This window comes from Methylococcus sp. EFPC2 (assembly GCF_016925495.1).
Classification (GTDB): domain Bacteria; phylum Pseudomonadota; class Gammaproteobacteria; order Methylococcales; family Methylococcaceae; genus EFPC2.
On the sequence record NZ_CP070491.1, the window covers coordinates 2,290,591 to 2,309,700 of the forward strand.

Here is a 19,110-nt window from a genome sequence, read left to right on the forward strand (position 1 = left end):
CCCTTGCTCGCTCGCCTTCCATTTACCCTGCTGATCGCCCTTATCCCGCTTGCCTACCTGCTGGCCTGCGCAATCACGGCGGGTCTGCTGGCGCCGTTCCTACCGGCGCCACTCCGTGGCCTCATCAATTTCGACACCCTGGTCCATCGGGGCGGCGAAGTGATTTTGATCTTGGGTCTGTTTCCGCTAGCGAAGCGCCTGCCCTTGGGAGCGCCGGACATTGGCCTGCCCGGCAGCCGCCACGTGCTGTGGCGACAGGTTCGGCGAGCCTTTCTCTGGGGATGCCTGATGATGGGCGTACATTTCGTGCTCATCATGGGCATCGAGGCACGCCGCATAGACCCGCAAAAGCTTGAGCTCCTGCGTTTAGCCAGGCTTGCGTTCAAAGGACTGCTCATCGGCATCGTAGTCGCCTCCATCGAGGAACCACTTTTTAGAGGCGTCCTGTTCGGTGGCTTGGTGAGCAGGATCGGTCGCCTCGGCGCCGTCTTGGTTTCGTCGTTCTATTTTGCGGCCCTGCACTTTCTGGACAGTGATCTGCGACCGACATGGGAGAATGTGGGATGGGACAGCGGACTTCGGATGATCATCGATGCGTTCAGCCACATCCCGCTCGCCGCGCCGGACGGCTTTCTCGCGCTTTTCGCGGCAGGCTCATTGCTCGCCTGCATCAGAATATGGCGCCCCTTGGGGCTCGGTTACTGCATGGGCCTGCACATGGGCTGGGTCTTCGTCATCAAGACGTTCAAGCCCTTCACTTACAACGGCACTGCGCTGATTCCCGGGCTGACCAGCCGTTACGACGGCATCATCGGCTACCTTTCGGCCGCTTGGACGGCGGCGCTGATCGTGCTCGTTCTGGCCATGGCATTCCGGGCGAAAACCGCTCAAGAGGCATCATGATGCAAGGCCAGCCAGATCGTGTCGCACTCGGGGTCGGTCCATTCGACTCTATGGCGCCTATGCGCGGGAAGGTGGACATAATCGCCGGCCGCCAGCTCGATGAGCTCGTCCCGCCCCTCGATGCGTAAGCGTGCCGCGCCCCTCAGAAGCAACACCCACTCGGCCATGTCCTGATCGTACCACTCGCCCGCCGGCGTCACATGCCCGCGCGAGACGATGCGTTCCAGACGCAAGCCCCGCTTCTGCAGCAACGTGTCGAACGCCTCGGCAGACCGGTCAGGAGGCAGATCGCGATACAGGTTACCGAGACGCACCCGCCCGGCCCCCGATGCCGGCGAGCCTTTTCCATTGGGCGCCCGCATTCGGGGCGCTCATCGGAAAAGGCTCGCCAGCCTTATGTTTGGTTTTACGGGTATAGCCCTTGCGGTCCGCGAAAACGACGGACCGGTTGAACTTCTTCGCATGCTTGGCGACGGGATTAGGCCGCGACCCAAGGGGCGGCATGGCTTTCTTCATCAGGGTTCTCCGTTCATAAAATGCCCGATGGTAGGGCAAAAAAGCGCGTGAAATTTCGATACATATGTTCTTTCAACTCATCCAACGGCAGGCCGCGCAAGTTCGCCGCCGCTTCATAAACCGAGACGATACATAGGCCCGAGTCGTCGGTTTCCAGCAACAGCCGATCCAACGCCAAGGCCGATACGAGTGCCGCGGCATTGGAGCGCGGATTCAACAGCGCAGGGCCCAGCGACAGATAGAACCCCTGCCTCAGCAGTTCGGCCGCAATCTGCGCGTTGCCATTATACCCGTGCACCAACAAGGGGACGGTCACTTTGAGCGCCTTGCTAAGCCGTACCAATTCCCCGTAGGCGCGTACGCAATGGACGATCAAGGGCTTGCCTACCTCCTCCGCCAGCCGCACCTGAGGTATGAACAAGGCCTCCTGTTCCGCGGGAAACCCGGCGCGCAGTCTATCCAGCCCGCACTCGCCTATTGCGACGACACGTTCATGCACCGCCAGCGCCCGCAATCGATCCACGAGCTCATCCGACACGTCGACCTCGCCCGCTTTCCAAGGGTGGATGCCAACCGAGTACATCCCCTCGTCCTCCGGCTGCACACCCAACTCGCCCCAACCAAGATTCACGACGGTCGGAAAACCCTCATCCGACCGCCGGTGGCTGTGCGCGTCAAGGTAATTCACGGTCTCACCTGCCTTCATGCTGCTCATCTTCGAATTCGGTTCACGCAGGCAAAAACCCCAGGTCATAGCAAAAAGCTGCGACAGGCCTCTAGACTAGCCCACCATAAGGAGGATGACCCCGCCTTCGGCGTGGCTCATCACGGCCCGACCCCCAAGCCCGAGGAGGTACACATGTCATCGCCATCCGACCTTCGCTTCGAACAAATCCACATCGACGCCGCGCGCAACGCCACCGACGATTTCAATCCCTTTCATGACCCGAGAAAATGCGGCGCCATACGCCACAATCCATACTCCGGCCCCATAGCGCTGGGGTTCCAGCTTGAGGGCTTGATCGAATATCTCATCGGGCAACACCGGGAAGCCAACGCAGAAGCTGCCTACATCCAGGAGCACGACCTGCGCTACAGCAACTATCAGTTGAATTTCGTCGACGCCCTGTTACCCGGGCAAACCTTCTCCGTTGAGATCAAGCCATCCATTGCGAAATCCGATCCAGCCGGCCTGTCCAACCGCGTCATCATCCGCCGGCAGGACCGCTCCCTGCTATTGATGGGCTACAAGCGCGAATCCCGTGAGCCGCTATTTTTGCCGGATTTGGACGCGTCCGCCTTCCCCGAGGTCACTCAGGCGCCGGATCGGGAATATCTGCCGGGCACGGATTATTTTCTCAAACGCAAATTTTTCACCACCGCCAACGCCAAGAACCTGCTTGCCGGATCGCTCGCCGACCAGGGGCATTATTTCGACGAATTGGAAGACAAGATACGCTTCCCCGAAATGTATCCCTGCGCACTGATCTCCTGTGCTTTGCTGGAACACGCGATGAACGAGGGGCACGACTTTTATACCAATCCCATGGTTTACACGGCACACAATATCTCCGTCGACCGGCTACTAGCGGCCACTATGCGCAGCAATGACAGGCTGGCCATGCTGGTACAGGGTCCGATGACCATCGACGCCGAACAGCAGGGCCTGGGCAAAGCCGAAGTTCCGCTGCAGCGTTATCGCTGCCTGGGCCTCGTACGGGAGCAGCAGGTGTTGTACCGGGCGGAAGTGTACTTGGCACCCTTGTCGGCCATCGCGGCCTCCCAATAAGCCCCGCGATAGCCCGCCGAAAACGTGCTTGCATAATTGAGACGACCGGTCATATTATGATGCCCCATGCGCAAAATCACGACCAGACAGACCAACAAGGAAAAAATACTCGACCAAGGCGTCGTCCTGCTGATGCAGAGGGGTTATCACGGCACCGGTTTGCAGGACATCCTGCAGAGCGTCGGGGTGCCGAAAGGCTCTTTTTACAATTACTTCGGCAGCAAGGAAGATTTCGGCGCCGAGGTCGTCAGGCACTACATAGAACCCTTCATCCAACAATTGGACCGCCACCTCCAACGTCGGGAACTGACCGGGGCCGAGGCGCTGGACGCTTATTTCGGCGAGCTTATCGAAGAGGCGGAGCGGCGAAACTACCTGGGCGGCTGCCTGCTCGGCAATCTGATCGGCGAAATTGGAGACACCAGCGAAACTTGCCGGCTTTCCCTGAGCGCCGCCCTGCACCGCTACCTGGACAAGATCGGGGAAGCTATCAGCCGGGGCCAGCAGGAAGGCAGCTTTCGTCAGGACAAGAGCGCGGGGGAACTGGCGGACATGCTGGTCAACGCCTGGCAAGGCGCCTTGTTGCGCATGAAAATCGAGCAATCCGTCCAACCCTTGGAGGACTGTTGCCTGCTGTTTCTGAAAGACTATTTCAAGGCTTGAACAGCGATCAGCCTGGCTTCTTTTAAAGACGACCGGTCGTATTCGCATTGGAACCTATCCCCCTAGAATGAGGAGCCCCACCATGCCAAAGTACATCATCGAACGTGAAATTCCCGGCGCGGGACAACTGTCCCGTGAAAACCTGCAGGCCGTCTCGCAAACTTCCTGCAGCGTGCTCAGGAATCTCGGTCCCGAGATTCAATGGATAGAAAGCTATGTCACGGACGACAAGATCTACTGCGTGTACATCGCCCCCAATGAAGCCATCATACGGGAGCACGCAGAACAGGGAGGATTCCCGGCGAACAGCATCCGCCCGGTCCGCTCGCGCATCGACCCCACCACGGCGGAATCCTGACGGGCGGAAAGCCCCGACAAAAAATGAAGCGAGGTTATGCGACCATGACAAACAAAAAACATAGCATTAGGGCACTCCTGTCCGGCTGCGCCATGACCCTGGCGGTCGGCGCATTGACTCTACCGACAGGAGTGCAAGCCGACGAGACCTGCGCCTCGCCCTACATGAAGAAGATCACCGGCCAGGAAGACTACGTCTATGTCTGGACCCTGGGTGCCGAAGGCGTGGGCGACGAACAGGACAAACTGGTCACCGTCGACGTGAACCCGAAATCGGGAAAATACGGCAAGATCGTCAGCACCCTGTCGGTGGGCGGACGCAACGAGGCGCATCATTCCGATTTCACCGACGACCGCCAATACCTCTGGGCCGGCGGCCTGGATACCAGCAAGATCTTCGTCTTCGACGTCAAGTCCGACCCGGCCAAGCCCAAGCTGGTGCGCACCATCACCGACTTCGTCGCCAAGAGCGGCGGCGTGGTGGGCCCGCACACCATCTATGCCCTGCCCGGCCGCATGATCATCACCGGCCTTTCCAACAACAAGGATCACGGCGGCCGCACCGCCCTGGTCGAATACAGCAACGAAGGCGGCTACATCGCCACCCACTGGATACCCACCGACGGCGACCTGCGCGGCGCCATCAAGACCGGCAAATACGCCGACGGCTACGACTACGACGTGCGCGCCCTGCCCCGCAAAAACCTGCTGGTCACGTCCTCATTCACCGGCTGGAACAACTACATGATGGATTTCGGCAAGATGCTGACCGATGCCGAGGCCATGAAGCATTTCGGCAACACCGTGGTGACCTGGGATCTGCACACCAAACAGCCCAAGAAGGTCTTCGACGTACCCGGCGCCCCGCTGGAAATCCGCTGCGCCTGGGGCGAGACGCACAACTACTGCTTCACCACCACGGCGCTCACCTCCAAGATCTGGCTGATCTACGAAGACGACAAGGGCGAATGGCAAGCCAAGGCCGTGGCCGACATCGGCGACCCGTCCAAGGTGCCGCTGCCGGTCGACATCTCCATCTCCAACGACGACAAGCTGCTGTGGGTCAATACCTTCATGGACGGCAACACCCGCGCCTTCGACATCTCCAACCCGCACGCGCCCAAACAGGTTTACGAGAAGCACATTGGCGCCCAGGTCAACATGGTGTCGTCGAGCTGGGACGGCAAGCGGCTTTATTACACCAGCTCGCTACTGGCCAACTGGGACAAGAAAGGCAAGGACAACGAGCAATTCCTCAAGCTCTACCACTGGGACGGCAAGGAGCTTAAGGAGCAATTCACAATCGACTTCACCGCCGAAAAGCTCGGCCGCCCGCACCAGATGCGCTTCGGCGCGCATGCCTTGTATTCCGGCCTGGCCGGCAAGCCGACCTCGGAGAACCTCGCCTCGAAATAACATACGGCGGGTGAGATGCTCAAAGCGCGGCGATACCTGGGTATCGCCGCGCGTGCTAACCCAGCTCCCGCACCAATTCGTCTTCGAATCCCGGCCGCAGATCCGCGCTCATAAGTACCCGATCGGGATGACCTGAATGCGCTCGCAGCCACACTCGCACCGGTAGAGTGATGAACATGATCCGTGTCGTCGCTCAGCTGTCGTTTTGCCTGGCCATAGCATTTTTTGGCGGGACTGCCGCCGGCGAGTTGAGCCCATCATCGGGCGATGCCCTGGCCCCGGCTCACCGGCCCCTACCGTTCCCGGCGCCCAAACCCGGCAGCTACAGCCTTGCCAAAATGGGCCACGCCGCCGACGGCGCAGTCGTCGGAACGGACGGCAAATCACTGCAACTGCACCAACTCTACGGCGACAAGATCGTTCTGTTGAGTTTCATCTACGCCACCTGCGACGATGTCAACGGCTGTCCCTTGGCGACCACGGTCCTGCAGAAGATCAAATCGCCCCTGCAAGACCGGGCCGAGCTAGCGGACAAGCTTCGCCTGGTGACCTTGAGCTTCAACCCCGAGCACGACACACCCGAAGTCATGGCCCGCTATGCGCAGGGCTTTCAGGGCAGCGGCGTGGAATGGCGATTCCTGACGACCCGTTCCGAAGCGGAGATACGGCCCATCCTCGAAAACTATCAGCAGTCCGTGGACAAGGAGGTCGACGAGCAGGGCCGATACACCGGCAAGTTTTCCCATCTGCTGCGGGTGTTTCTGATCGACCGGCAGAAGCAAATACGCAACATCTACACGGTTTCGGTACTGCATCCGGATCTGGTCTTGGCGGATCTGGAGACGCTGATACTGGAAGCTTCCCAGAATGAAGCCGCCCTCACCTTAAGTCCCTCCACTTCAGTCGCTCCCGCCGATCTGCTACGCCCGGGGGACGACAAAACCGGTTATGAGCGCGGCGATTATCGAACCCGTTCGACCGCCCTTCCCCATCGACGAGGCAAAGCGGCCGATCTTTACCGGTTCGCGCAAAGGCCGGTCCTCGGACTGCCGAAACTGTCTGTGCCGAAAGACAATCCGCTGACCCGCGAAAAGATCTTCCTGGGCCGCAAGCTGTTTTACGACCGCCGACTTTCCCTCAATAACACTTTTTCCTGCGCCATGTGCCACATCCCGGAGCAAGGCTTTACCAGCCAGGAGCAGGCCACGGCCATCGGCATCGAAGGGAGGACTGTGCGGCGCAATTCGCCGACGCTGTACAACGTCGGCTATCAGGAGAAACTGTTCCACGACGGCCGCGAATCCAGCTTGGAAAACCAGGTCTGGGGGCCCTTGCTGGCGCATAACGAGATGGCCAATCCGTCGGTCGGCTTCGTGATCGACAAGATCAAGAGCCTGTCAGATTACCGCGGACTGTTCGAAAAAGCCTTCAGCCGCGGCGCCGACATGGAGACCGTGGGACAGGCGCTGGCCAGTTACGAGCGCACCCTGATTTCGGGCGACTCAGCTTTCGACCGCTGGCATTACGGCAAGCAAAAAGACGCACTGTCGCCGCAGGCACAAGCCGGCTATGCGCTGTTCACCGGCAAGGCGGGCTGTGCCGCGTGTCACACCCTCGGCTCCGGCCATGCCCTGTTCACGGACCATCGCATGCACAATACCGGCGTGGGTTTTAAGGAAAGCATGAACAAGGAACCCGAAAAAAAACGCGTGCAGGTGGCGCCGGGAATCGCGCTCGATGTGGACGAGAAAACCATCGTCCAGGTAGGAGAAGTCAAACCCAATGACCTGGGCCTCTACGAGATCACCCAAAATCCCGAAGATCGTTGGAAATACAAGACGCCTACTCTGCGCAACGTCGCCCTGACCGCCCCCTACATGCACAACGGCGCGTTCGGCACCTTGCGCGATGTGGTGGAGTTCTACAGCCGGGGCGGGGAAGCGAACGCGAACCTGGATCCGAAGATCACGCCGTCGGCTTTGAGCGACAGCGAAATCGACGCGCTCGTTGCTTTTTTGCAGTCGCTGACCGGAGACAACATCCGGACATTGGTGGAAGACGCCTATGCCGCGCCCATCGGAGACGCGGATTGAAGCTCCGGGACGACACCGGTTGCGTGATCAATCGCCGGTGACTGGCGATCATTTATAGGCAACTTTCTGACATATTCCCGACAACGGGATGTGATATAAATCACGCGCTCATCGCGGCACATCGCCTATCCTCCCTACCGGGTTGATAAACATATCTACATCCTCCCTGACAGACCCGCCGAACCTTGCCAGCCTATAGACCGATGCCCATCCCTACTTTCGGCAGGATATTTGCTGGTGTGATAAGAAAAATTTAATGCGTAATGACGACTAGGGCTGCATGTTTTATTACTCGATATTCTTAACGGCGCTTTTCGTCTCCATGGTGCTGGTCGCCATACTGATACGGCTGGCCGCAGGATGGAAACTGGTCGACATCCCCGACGCCCGCAAGGTCCATAAAGGCGCCATTCCACGCATAGGGGGAATAGGCATGGTGCTGGGCACGGTGGCGGCCATAGGCGCATGGCTGGGTTTCGATAGCGGGCCGAAACTGTTTTTGCTCGGCATCCTGATCATCGCGGCATTCGGGATTTGGGATGATCGCGCCAACCTGAATTACAAGATCAAGTTCCTGGGCCAATTCCTGGCGGTGCTGGCCGTGGTGCTCCCCGGCGACCTGCTGATCGACCGGCTTTCCTTCCCCGGTTGCGAAGATTTGCCCAATCTCGTGTCCGCACCCTTGACCGTATTTTTTCTACTGGGCATGACCAACGCCGTCAATCTGGCCGACGGCCTGGACGGGCTGGCGGGCGGCGTGAGCCTGCTCAGCCTGGCCTGCATCATCGCCCTGGCGGCTCCCGCCGATGCGAGCGAAGTCATTTTGCTGTCCTTGGCGATAGGCGGTTCGATCCTCGGATTTCTGCGTTACAACACCCATCCCGCCGTGGTATTCATGGGTGATACCGGCAGCCAGTTTCTCGGCTTCAGTCTGGGGGTGCTCGCGATATGGCTGACCCAAACGGCGAATACCGCGCTGCCGCCGGAATTGCCCCTGCTGATACTGGGCCTACCCATCGTTGATACCCTGACGGTGATGACGCAGCGCATACTCAAAGGGCATTCGCCGTTCAAACCCGACCGCAACCATTTTCACCACAGGCTGCTCGATCTGGGGCTGGATCACTACGAGGCCGTGTTGGCCATCTATTCGCTGCAGGCCGTTTTCGTTTGCGCGGCCTACGTCCTGCGTTACGAGTCGGCGGCGCTGATACTCGGCTTCTATGCGGCGCTGGCGCTGGCCTTGATCGCCATGCACCCACTGGGCACCCGGCTCCGCTGGCGCCTGCACCGTTGGCAGGGCCACCACCGCGTATCCTGGCTCGCACACGGCGTACGGGAATTACAGCAGCGGCAGTGGCTCAACAAATATCCGTATTACAGCGTGACGCTGCTGATCGTGGGTTTTCTGATCGTGGTAGCACTCAAGATCAACACCCGAACCCCCGACCTCGGCTATCTGAGCCTGGCCATCCTGATTCTGGGGGCGACCCTGAGATTCTTCGCGTCGCCCTCCATGAGTTCGCGGCTGCGCAGCCTGATCATCTATACCGGCGCGATCTTGATGATATACCTGCTCAACACGCAGACGGGCGCCGAATTGGCGGAATTTCAGAGCCGGCTGAAGTGGTTTTTCCTCCTTCTCGCCCTCCTGTTGGCTGTCGGCGTCCGTTATTCCGGCCGGGAATACTTCAGCCTGAGCACATCAGACTATCTAGTCATGTTCATACTGCTGGCGTCCGCTTACATGCCGACCTTCGAAAATTCCGCGCGGCTGGCGTTGGAAGCGGCCGTCATGTTATATGGCGTCGAATACGTGAAGCGCCGTGGCGGGCTCCCCGCCCATGCCTTGTGGTACGGCGCCAACGCGGGTTTCGCGTTGGTCGCGGCACGCGTGTTCCTCTGACCGTCGGCAGACCTTCTTAGTCGATCCTTTGAACGAAGTTCACCTGCCCCCTCACCGTCTCAGCGTGGCCCCCATGCTGGAATGGACGGACCGCCACTGTCGCTATTTCCTGCGCCAGATTTCCCGCCACGCCTTGCTCTACACCGAAATGGTGACCACCGGCGCGGTGCTGCGCGGCGACCGGGAAAGGCTGCTGGGATTCGACCCGGCCGAAAAACCGCTGGCACTGCAACTGGGCGGCAGCGATCCGGCCACGCTGGCCGAATCGACCCGCATCGCCGAAGCCATGAATTACGACGAGGTCAACCTGAATGTGGGCTGCCCCAGCGATCGGGTGCAAAACGGCCGTTTCGGCGCCTGCCTGATGGCCGAACCGAAACTGGTCGCCGACTGCATCGCCGCCATGCAGGCCGCCACCCGCCTGCCGGTAACGGTGAAAACCCGCATCGGCATCGACGAGCGGGACTCCTACCAGGAACTGGCCCACTTCGTCGACACCGTGGCCCTCGCGGGCTGCAACACCTTCATCATCCATGCCCGCAAAGCCTGGCTGCAAGGCTTGTCGCCGAAGGAGAACCGTGAGATACCGCCGCTGCGTTACGATGTGGCCCGGCAACTCAAGCGCGATTTTCCGCACTTGGTCATCGTGCTTAACGGCGGCATTCAGAACTTGGCCGAGGCGCGGGCCCATCTAGAGCATTTCGACGGCGTGATGATAGGCCGTGCCGCCTACCACGATCCTTACATCCTGGCCGAGGCCGACAGCCAGATCTTCGGCGACGAGCATGCTGTACCGACCCGGCACGAGATTCTGCACACCTTGCTTCCCTACGTGGAGCGCCAACTCAGCCAGGGAGTTCGCCTGCAAAGCATCTCCCGGCATATCCTGGGCCTGTTCCATGGCACGCCGGGCGGCCGCCGCTGGCGCCGTCACATCAGCGAGAACGCCCACAAAGCGGGCGCAGGGATCGACGTATTGAAGCGCGCCGAGGAATTGTGCGGGCCACACGGGTGATCGAAACCTCGGATTATGCTCCAGGCCAGTGAATCCGCGGTTCAGCGCCCCGCTTGCAGCAAGGATTCGAATTCATCCGCCGGAACCGGCCTGGCGAATAGATAACCCTGGCCGTAATCGCACCCGGCCGTCTGCAGCAAATCCCGCTGCTCCGGGGTTTCCACTCCCTTGGCTATGACCTGCAGTCCCAACTTGTGAGCCATGGCGATGATGGCTTCGCACAAGACCCGCTCCTCGGAATCGGACGCCAGCCCGCCGATGAAGGCCCGGTCGATTTTCAGATAATTGACGTCGAATTTCTTCAGATTCGACAGAGCGGAATAGCCGCTGCCGAAATCGTCGATAGCCATCTGCACTCCGGCGGCGCGAAACGCCTGCAGATGTTCGGTGCGGGAGATTCCGGCATCGAACAGCAAAGCTTCGGTGATTTCGATGATGAGACATCCCCCCGGAAGACCCAGCTCCTCCAAATGGTCGAACCATGCGCGATAGCCGCTCTGCCGGTTGCGGAATTGAACCGGCGATTTTTTGATACTCACCTGGAACTGGTCGTCGAATTCGCTGCGCCAACGCACAACTTGTTGAACCGCTACGCGGAATACCCAGTCTCCGATGTCGCTGATGAGGCCCGTTTCCTCGGCGATGGGGATGAACTTGGACGGGCCGATGATGCCCAGTTCGGGATGCTTCCAGCGGATCAGGGCCTCGGCCTTGCGTATCCTTCCTGTCGCCAGTTCAACGATGGGCTGATAGCTCAAGGCGAATTCTCCCTTGTCGAGCGCGCCCCGCAGTTCCCTGGCCAGGCGCACCCTTTCGAGAACGGCCTCCTGCAGGGCCGGCGTGAAATACTGGTAACAGTTGCGCCCGCGCTGCTTCGCGCTATACATCGCCTGATCGGCGTTCTTGAGCAGTTGCTCCGCGTCCACGGTATCCTCGGGGTACAGCGTGATGCCTATGCTGACCGTCACGTAGGCCTGCTCTTCACCCAGCGTAAACGGTTCGGAGAACGCCCTCACCAACTGTTGCGCCACGCGTTCGGCATATTCGGCGCCGTCCAGTTCGCTCAGCAGTATGGTGAATTCGTCTCCGCCCAAGCGGGCGACCGTATCTGTCCTTCGTACGCAATCGGTCAACCGATGCGCGGCCTGCTTGAGCAAGGCATCGCCGACCTCATGACCCAGGGTGTCATTGACGTCCTTGAAGCGATCGAGATCGATGAACAACACCGCAACCGAGTTCCCCGCCCTGCGGGACTTCCTGACCTCCTGACGCAAGCGGTCGTATAACAAGCGGCGATTGGGCAGGCCGGTCAGATGGTCGTAGTTCGCCTCCTGCCAGACCTGTATTTCCGCCTGCTTTCGGGCCGTGATGTCGCGGTCCATGCCTTGAAAACCGCACAGTTCTCCGTTCCCCTCGAGCAACGGGGAAGCGGTCGATTCCAGCACGCGGTATTGGCCGTCCGACTGACGCCAGCGAAAATCCACATTTTTCCAGCCCCGTTTTTCCGCGATGGCCCTCGCGAGCGTGCCCCGATAAAGCGGAACATCTTCGGGATGTAACAAGTCGACCGGATCCCGCTTGGCGAAATCCTCTTCGGCGTATCCCAGTACCTCTGCACCGCGGCGATTGCTGTAAGTCAGACGCCCTGCGAGATCGATCGCCCAGACCCAATCGTGAGAATTTTCCGCGAGCATGCGGTAACACGCTTCGCTTTCGCTCAGCGCAATCTCGCGGTTCTTGCTCGACGTGATATCCAGGCAGATGCCGACCATGCGCCGGGGGGTCCCCCGATCGTCGTAAAGGGTGTCGCCGCAGGCGCGGATCCACCGTATGTCGCCCGAAGACAAGACGATGCGATATTCATTTTCGAGCGGACTCTGGGTACGTATCGCCTGGCATACCCGTTCTTCGGCCCGCGCCCTGTCTTCCGGATGCAGCAGGTGACGCCACGTATCGAAGGTGGCGGTGTCCTTTTGCGCGTCCAGGCCGAACAGGCGAAATAGCTCATCCGACCAATACAGTTGACCGGCCACCATGTCCCAGTCCCAAGAGCCTGCCATCGCGGCGCGCTGGGCCAGGGCCAGGCGTTCATAGGCGAGGGACAGGGCCTGCTCGGCCTGTTTGCGCTGGCTAATCACGTCGAACACAGCCAGGAAATGCTCCGGCTGCGGACTGTAGACCGACAACGAAAACCAATGCCCCAGGGAATCCACGAAGATTTCCAACTGCTCGGGCGGCGCCCCTTTGGCCACCCGGCCGTATACCTCGAATAGCCGGGAATCGGATTCGCGTATCCCCGGGACGACTTCCGTAACCCGGTGACCGATGACCTGTTTCAGCCCGGTCAGTCGCTCGAACGCAGGATTGGTGTAGAGATAAATGAAGTCGCTGGGCTCGCCGTCCCGGAAGATCATGCGGCAATAAGCCAGGCCGTTGAGCATATGATCCATCAGAGCCCGGCCGCTTTCGACATCGAACACCTCCGTCCCCATCGGTTCAAGGACGGCAGATGCGCTGCTTTGCAAGTCTGCTGTGGACATGGCCACGGAACGCCCTCCAAGGACTCTGGAAACTATCGAGGCGGGTTCCGTGTAAGCATATCCTTTATTCACGCATTTTGCAGGGGATTACCCTAAGCGCCTGCGGAACGAGGACGGCCGATCACGTTCCGGGACGCACGTAAATGTTTCGGATGAAGGGTCTATCGTGGCTGTGGCGGGCATCCGCCCGCCGCAACCTGCTCGGCGGGAGGCTTATTCGTCGACGGCGCGACGGGCGTAGAAATCGGCGACGTAGGCATCCAGAGTGCCCGAAGCGATGGCCTCGCGCAGCCCGCGCATCAGCTCCTGGTAGTAATACAGGTTATGGATGGTATTGAGACGGGCGCCGAGGATTTCCCCACAGCGGTCGAGGTGACGCAGATAGGACCGACTGTAATGGCGGCAGGTGTAGCAGCCGCATTCCGGGTCCAAGGGGCCGGTGTCGTCCTGATAGCGACTGTTGCGGATGCGCACCGCGCCGAAGCGGGTGAACAGATGGCCGTTGCGCGCGTTGCGGGTGGGCAGCACGCAGTCGAACATGTCTATGCCCAGCCGTACCGCTTCCACGATGTCTTCCGGCGTACCCACGCCCATCAAGTAACGCGGCCGGTCCTTGGGCAACTGCGGCAACACGGTTTCCAGCACGCGCTGGCGGTCTTCCTTGGGTTCGCCGACCGACAGCCCGCCGATGGCGTAGCCGTCGAAGCCTATGCGCTTCAGGCCTTCGGCCGATTCGCTGCGCAATTCGTCGTAGACTCCGCCCTGGACGATGCCGAACAAGGCCGCCGGATTGTCGCCGTGCGCGGTCTTGCTGCGCTCGGCCCAGCGCAGCGAGAGCTTCATCGACACTCGCGCCTCGGTGTAGGTGGCCGGATAAGGCGTGCATTCGTCGAAGATCATGACGATGTCAGAGCCCAGTTCGCGCTGCACGGCCATGGATTCTTCCGGCCCCATGAACACCGGGCTGCCGTCCACCGGCGAGCGGAATTTCACCCCGGCCTCGGTGATCTTGCGCATCTCGCCCAGGCTGAATACCTGGAAACCACCGGAGTCCGTGAGGATGGGGCCGTCCCAGTGCATGAAATCGTGCAAATCGCCGTGCCGGCGGATGATGTCCGTTCCGGGCCGCAACATCAGATGAAAGGTGTTGCCGAGGATGATCTGGGCGCCCAGGTCTTTCAGTTCCTCGGGCGTCATGGCCTTGACTGTGCCGTAGGTGCCGACCGGCATGAAGGCCGGCGTTTCGACCGATCCGCGCGCGAAGCGCAAGGTGCCACGACGGGCGTGCCCGTCGGTGTTGTGCAACTGGTATTCCATGCTCAACTCAAAAAGGCCTGGAGCAAGCTGGCCAGGTCGGCCATGCCGCGGGCGAGATGGGCCTCGATCTCGGCCATGGTGATCTCCTCGCTGGTCTTCCCGGCTGCCCAGTTGGCCACCACGGCCACGCAGGCATAATCGATGCCGGCCTCGCGGGCCAGCGCAGCCTCCGGCATGCCGGTCATGCCGACCAGGTCGCAGCCGTCGCGTTCCATGCGGGTGATTTCCGCCGGCGTCTCCAAACGCGGACCCTGGGTGCAACCGTAGACACCGCCGTCGACGACCCTGAGGCCCGCCTGCTGGCCGGCGTCCAACAGGCGTTCGCGCAGTTGCGGCGTATAGGGAAAAGTGAAGTCGATGTGGGTGACGTGATCCAAGTCGTCTTCGAAGTAGGTGTGGGCCCGACCGTAGCTGTAGTCGATGATCTGGCTGGGCACGGCCAGCCTGGCCGGCCCCATGTCCGACCGGATGCCGCCGACCGCCGCACAGGCCACGATTTCCGTCACGCCCACATCCTTGAGCGCCTGGATGTTCGCCCGGTAATTGATGCGATGCGGCGGAATGGTGTGGCTATCGCCGTGGCGCGCCAGGAATACGATGTCGCGACCGTGCAAACGGCCGAAAGTCAGCTCGGCCGATGGCACGCCCCAACGGGTATTCGCCGGCTGGCGGCGCTGCGTTTCGAATTCCGGCAGCCGGGTCAGGCCGGTACCGCCTATGATGGCCAGCAGGCTCATGCAGTCTCCTTAAAGATGTTTGCAGGCATAGATGCCCGGCGCATTGCGCAGGTAGTTCTTGTAGTCCATGCCGTAGCCGAAGAGGTAGCGGTTGGGCGCCTTGAGGCCGACGAAATCGGCCTCGCAGGGCCGCTCACGGCCGATCTGCTTGTCGATCAGCACGGCGACGTGGACCGAGGCGGCTCCTTCCTCGTGGCAATAAGCGATCAGCTCGGCCAGTGTGACGCCTTCGTCGAGCACGTCGTCGACCAGCAGCACGGCGCGGTCTTTCAGCGGGTGGCTGGGCTTGAGCAGCCACTGGATATGGCTGCCCTGGGTTTCCCCGCGGTAGCGGCTGGCGTTGACGGCGTCCAGTTGCAGCGGGAAGTTCAGGCGGGGCAACAGCTTGCCGGCAAAGATGATGCCGCCGTTGAGCACGGCCAGCACCAGCGGATTCTGGTCGGCCAGTTGCTCGCTTATTTCCGTAGCGGTGCGGCTTATTGCCGCTTCCACCTCGGCTTCGCCATAGATCAACTCCGCTTCGGCTTCCACACGGCGGACTTCTGCTATCAGATTCATCATCTATTCCTTCAATGAGTCGCCAACTCGGCCAGGGCGGCAACCGCCTGCCGCCACTCCGAACTCTGCAGCAGTTCGGTGCGGTCGATTGCGTATCGGCCGCGCAAGCGCTCCAGCCGGTCCTGGCGGGGCAGGCTGGAATGACTCGCCGCCGACTCCAGTACCTCGGCGATCGCTTCCGGGCGATTGCAGACCAAAACCACGTCGCAGCCGGCCTCCAGCGCCAGCCGGGTGCGCTCGGCATAACCGCCGACGCCGGCCGCGCCTTCCATGCTCAGATCGTCGCTGAACACCGCGCCGTCGAAGCCCAGCCGCTCGCGCAACACCGTCTTTATCCAGTAGGGCGAAAAACCGGCCGGCCGGGAATCGACCGCGCTATAAACCACATGGGCAGGCATCACGGCCTCCAGCCCTTGCGCTATCAAAGCCTGGAAAGGCAGCAGGTCGCGGGCTTCGATCTCGGCATAAGGCCTCGGGTCGACCGGCAACGTGAGATGGGAGTCCAGCGCCACCGCTCCGTGTCCGGGAAAATGTTTGCCTACAGCGGCCATGCCGGCTCGACGCAGACCCGACGCGAAGGTCGAGGCGTAATCGGCCACTTCCTGCGGATCGCGCGAAAATGCGCGGTCGCCGATGATTTCGCTGACGCCGCAGTCCACGTCCAGCACCGGCGCGAAACTGAAGTCCACGCCGACCGCGCGCAGCTCGGCGGCCAACAGCCAGCCGGCCGTTTCCAGCGCCGTCCGCAGGCGCTCGCCGGACCAAGCCTGAGCGTATGCGGCGGCGGGCGGCAAGCGGGTGAAACCTTCACGGAAACGCTGCACCCGGCCGCCTTCGTGATCGACGGCGATCAGCAACTCGGGACGGACCGCGCGGATATCCGCGATCAGGCCGCTCACCTGTTCGGGCGAGACGAAATTCCGCGTGAACAGAATGATGCCGCCGGCGGCGGGGTGCTTCAGTAGTTCTTTTTCGTCGGGCGCGAGTGTGGCCTCCCGTAGATCGAACATCACGGGACCGAGTTGGGCTGGAGAAGTCATGCAGGCGGCGGCTGTGGACGGAAAACCGGCATTTTAAACTATAATCGGTCGCTCCCGGCGCCCGGGATAGACGATGTGGAGCGAGGTGTGCGCAAACTTCTCGGTATTCTGACACTGTTATTGGCCATGTCCTCCGGCACTCAGGCTGCCGAAGGCAAGAAATCGGGAAGCGAAACCGAGGGCCCGCAATACGTGAAACTGGAATCGGTCATCGTCAACCTCGAAGGCCGGCGCCACTACCTACGAGCGGAAATCCAGTTGCTGGTGTCGGACTACGCGGTCGCCGAAAAAATCAAAACGAACATGCCGGCGCTCAGACATGCCCTGATCATGCTGTTCAGCGGACGCAACCCCGAACAAATTTCGACGGCCGAGGAGCGCGAGAAGTTGCGGAATGAGGCCAAGGCGGAAGTGGCCAAGGTATTGGAGCACTACAAGGCCGGCAAGGGATTCGAGGATCTGTTCTTCACCGATTTCATGGTGCAATAAGTCAACACGGGAGCCATCGCCATGCCTTATCTCAAGATACAAATCAATCGCAGCCTTCCGCAGGAGCAGTCCAAACGGATAGCCGCCCTGGCTTCGCAACGGGTCGCCAAGGAACTGAACAAGCCAGAGAGCTATGTGATGGTCGCCTTGAACGATGGCCAGAACCTGTTGTTCGCCGGCACCGACGAACCGGCCGCCTATCTGGAACTGAAAAGCATAGGCCTGCCCAGCGTGGCGATCCGCCCCTTGTCCAAGGTGCTGTCCTCGCTCCTGCAGGAACAGGCCGACATCGATCCGGCGCGGGTTTATATCGAGTTCACCGACGTCAAGGGATCGGCCTGGGGCTGGAACGGCGGGACGTTCTGATCCCCGCCGGGAGCGTTTTCGGACTGCGGCATTCATGGGCTAAAGCCCGCTTCCGCCCTTACTCTCCCATTCGATCCTAATGGCCGGCCGCCCGGGAGCCGCCTGAAAGGGGTCGCACACCCAGCGGTCGGCGATGGCCGCCAGCGCTCCATTCAATTCGATCAAAGGCAAGCGCGTTCGCTCCCAGGGCGGGATACCCGCCTCCTGCAGCAACTTCTTCAAGGCGTGGCTACCGGCCCGGCCCGGCAGACGGCAGACCTCCCCGCCCTGGCGGTAGCGTACGGTGATCCGCGCCGACCGCCAGGCATCCAGCGCGATACCGCCTTCCCCGGAAGATCTCGCGACCAAGATACCGTTGCCGTCCGGCAATTCCAGCGCGCTCGTACCGTTCCACTCCATAACCGCCGCCGTATCCTGCGGCGCTGCCGGCGCCCGCAGATAAAGCGCGTCGCGATAACGCCTCACCTCCCCCTCCGGCCAAGCCACCACCGGCATTTTGTCCTCCCGGGCGAGCAGCATTTCGCCCGCCAGACGCTCCAGCGCGGCCGCCGCGGGTAGCCTGTAGCCCCGCTCGCGCAGCCATTGCCTGAGCACCCAGCGCCGATCGGCCTGCTCCAGTTGGAGCAGGCGCGACACGCTGAGGGTCACTTTGTCTTCATTGAGGACCACGAGGTACAAGTCGCGGGCCAGGTGTTCCAGGCGATGCAAAGCCTCGGCGCAATGGCCCGCGCTGCGGCTCAGCGTCTTGCTGGCGGCGGGCCAGCGTGCCTTCAACAGGGGAATCACGCTTAATCGAAGGAAATTGCGATCGTAGGACGCGTCGGCATTGCTCGGATCCTCGATCCAGCGCAGTTGCTGCCCTTCGGCATATTCCTGCAGCGCGGTGCGGGGCCAGTCCAGCAGGGGACGCAACAAGTAGCCCGAACCGAAGGGCGCGCATTTCGGCATCGCGGCCAAACCGGCCAGGCCGGCGCCGCGCAGCAATTGCAGCAGCAGGGTTTCGGCCTGATCGTCCTGGTGCTGGGCGATCAGCAGGACGTCGCCGTCCTCCACCCTATCCTGCAAGGCGCGGTAGCGTGCGTCGCGAGCCGCCTCCTCCGGGCTGTCTCCTTGACGGGCTCGGGCGTCCACGTAGAGGGACTGGAAAGGCAGGCTCAATTCCCGACAGACACGGGCGCAGTGCTCGACCCAGGCATCGGCTTCGTCCTGCAGGCCGTGGTGTACGTGCAGGACCTGGCAGCCCGGCGGCTCCGCCCAGGTCGCGCGGAGCCGGCTGTACAAGTGCAGAAGTACGTGCGAATCCAGTCCGCCGCTGTAGGCGATGAGGTAACGTCGGGGGGGCGGAGCGAGTGCCAGTTGGGCGCCGAACTCGGCTACGGTCGGTGCCATGCCTAACGCCTCACGA

At 61.3% G+C, this 19,110-nt stretch carries 18 protein-coding genes; 10 read left to right on the forward strand and 8 right to left on the reverse strand.

All coding sequences use genetic code 11. The features are described from left to right. Window positions 1-3 precede the first annotated feature (3 nt). Window positions 4-903 (forward strand): type II CAAX endopeptidase family protein, encoded by a 900-nt coding sequence (locus JWZ97_RS09670; RefSeq protein ID WP_205428343.1) that lies wholly within the window; start codon window positions 4-6, stop codon window positions 901-903. Here JWZ97_RS09670 and JWZ97_RS09675 read toward each other — a convergent pair. Together JWZ97_RS09675 and JWZ97_RS09680 are read right to left on the reverse strand one after the other, a co-directional pair. Further along, window positions 888-1,265: a cupin domain-containing protein gene (locus JWZ97_RS09675; RefSeq protein ID WP_205428345.1), complete on the reverse strand. Its 378-nt coding sequence runs from the start codon at window positions 1,263-1,265 to the stop codon at window positions 888-890. The genes JWZ97_RS09670 and JWZ97_RS09675 overlap by 16 nt on opposite strands. A 167-nt stretch (window positions 1,266-1,432) precedes the next feature. Beyond that, a complete protein-coding gene (locus JWZ97_RS09680) occupies window positions 1,433-2,173 on the reverse strand; it encodes a TatD family hydrolase (RefSeq protein ID WP_205428346.1) in 741 nt (246 codons plus the stop codon). Window positions 2,174-2,278: 105 nt separating this feature from the next. On the opposite strand from JWZ97_RS09680, the gene JWZ97_RS09685 reads away from it, so the two are divergent. From JWZ97_RS09685 to dusA, 7 genes are all read left to right on the forward strand, one after another. Then, window positions 2,279-3,208: a hypothetical protein gene (locus tag JWZ97_RS09685; RefSeq protein ID WP_205428347.1), complete on the forward strand. Its 930-nt coding sequence runs from the start codon at window positions 2,279-2,281 to the stop codon at window positions 3,206-3,208. Between the two features lie 66 nt (window positions 3,209-3,274). Continuing rightward, entirely contained in the window at window positions 3,275-3,871 is a 597-nt protein-coding gene (locus tag JWZ97_RS09690; protein ID WP_205428348.1) for a TetR/AcrR family transcriptional regulator, read from the forward strand. Window positions 3,872-3,953: 82 nt separating this feature from the next. Beyond that, entirely contained in the window at window positions 3,954-4,229 is a 276-nt protein-coding gene (locus tag JWZ97_RS09695) for a DUF4242 domain-containing protein (RefSeq protein ID WP_205428349.1), read from the forward strand. A gap of 92 nt (window positions 4,230-4,321) precedes the next feature. Next, window positions 4,322-5,644 (forward strand): selenium-binding protein SBP56-related protein, encoded by a 1,323-nt coding sequence (locus JWZ97_RS09700; RefSeq protein ID WP_205434627.1) that lies wholly within the window; start codon window positions 4,322-4,324, stop codon window positions 5,642-5,644. 170 nt (window positions 5,645-5,814) lie between these two features. Then, entirely contained in the window at window positions 5,815-7,737 is a 1,923-nt protein-coding gene (locus JWZ97_RS09705) for a cytochrome c peroxidase (protein ID WP_205428350.1), read from the forward strand. Window positions 7,738-8,017: 280 nt separating this feature from the next. Further along, window positions 8,018-9,643 (forward strand): glycosyltransferase family 4 protein, encoded by a 1,626-nt coding sequence (locus JWZ97_RS09710; protein ID WP_205428352.1) that lies wholly within the window; start codon window positions 8,018-8,020, stop codon window positions 9,641-9,643. Window positions 9,644-9,716: 73 nt separating this feature from the next. Further along, a complete protein-coding gene (gene dusA, locus JWZ97_RS09715) occupies window positions 9,717-10,658 on the forward strand; it encodes a tRNA dihydrouridine(20/20a) synthase DusA (RefSeq protein ID WP_240342300.1) in 942 nt (313 codons plus the stop codon). Between the two features lie 41 nt (window positions 10,659-10,699). Here dusA and JWZ97_RS09720 read toward each other — a convergent pair whose 3' ends face one another. From JWZ97_RS09720 to nagZ, 5 genes are all read right to left on the reverse strand, one after another. After that, window positions 10,700-13,198 carry a bifunctional diguanylate cyclase/phosphodiesterase gene (locus JWZ97_RS09720; RefSeq protein ID WP_205428355.1) on the reverse strand — a complete coding sequence of 833 codons (2,499 nt, stop codon included), beginning with the start codon at window positions 13,196-13,198 and terminating at the stop codon, window positions 10,700-10,702. A gap of 213 nt (window positions 13,199-13,411) precedes the next feature. Continuing rightward, on the reverse strand, window positions 13,412-14,515 hold the full coding sequence (tgt, locus tag JWZ97_RS09725) for a tRNA guanosine(34) transglycosylase Tgt (protein ID WP_205428356.1): 1,104 nt from the start codon (window positions 14,513-14,515) through the stop codon (window positions 13,412-13,414). Between the two features lie 2 nt (window positions 14,516-14,517). Beyond that, complete coding sequence (locus JWZ97_RS09730; RefSeq protein WP_205428357.1) at window positions 14,518-15,252, reverse strand: S-methyl-5'-thioinosine phosphorylase; 735 nt, start codon at window positions 15,250-15,252, stop codon at window positions 14,518-14,520. Window positions 15,253-15,261: 9 nt separating this feature from the next. After that, the gene (locus tag JWZ97_RS09735; protein ID WP_240342301.1) at window positions 15,262-15,810 is read right to left on the reverse strand and encodes a hypoxanthine-guanine phosphoribosyltransferase; all 549 of its coding nucleotides are present in this window, start codon (window positions 15,808-15,810) and stop codon (window positions 15,262-15,264) included. An 11-nt stretch (window positions 15,811-15,821) separates the two neighbouring features. Continuing rightward, complete coding sequence (nagZ, locus tag JWZ97_RS09740; RefSeq protein WP_240342302.1) at window positions 15,822-16,850, reverse strand: beta-N-acetylhexosaminidase; 1,029 nt, start codon at window positions 16,848-16,850, stop codon at window positions 15,822-15,824. An 87-nt stretch (window positions 16,851-16,937) separates the two neighbouring features. On the opposite strand from nagZ, the gene fliL reads away from it, so the two are divergent. Both fliL and JWZ97_RS09750 read left to right on the forward strand, forming a co-directional pair. Continuing rightward, on the forward strand, window positions 16,938-17,339 hold the full coding sequence (gene fliL, locus JWZ97_RS09745; RefSeq protein ID WP_205428359.1) for a flagellar basal body-associated protein FliL: 402 nt from the start codon (window positions 16,938-16,940) through the stop codon (window positions 17,337-17,339). A 21-nt stretch (window positions 17,340-17,360) separates the two neighbouring features. Continuing rightward, window positions 17,361-17,705 (forward strand): phenylpyruvate tautomerase MIF-related protein, encoded by a 345-nt coding sequence (locus JWZ97_RS09750; protein ID WP_205428360.1) that lies wholly within the window; start codon window positions 17,361-17,363, stop codon window positions 17,703-17,705. A 39-nt stretch (window positions 17,706-17,744) separates the two neighbouring features. Here JWZ97_RS09750 and tilS read toward each other — a convergent pair whose 3' ends face one another. Further along, window positions 17,745-19,094: a tRNA lysidine(34) synthetase TilS gene (gene tilS / locus JWZ97_RS09755; protein ID WP_205428362.1), complete on the reverse strand. Its 1,350-nt coding sequence runs from the start codon at window positions 19,092-19,094 to the stop codon at window positions 17,745-17,747. Between the last annotated feature and the right edge of the window lie 16 nt (window positions 19,095-19,110).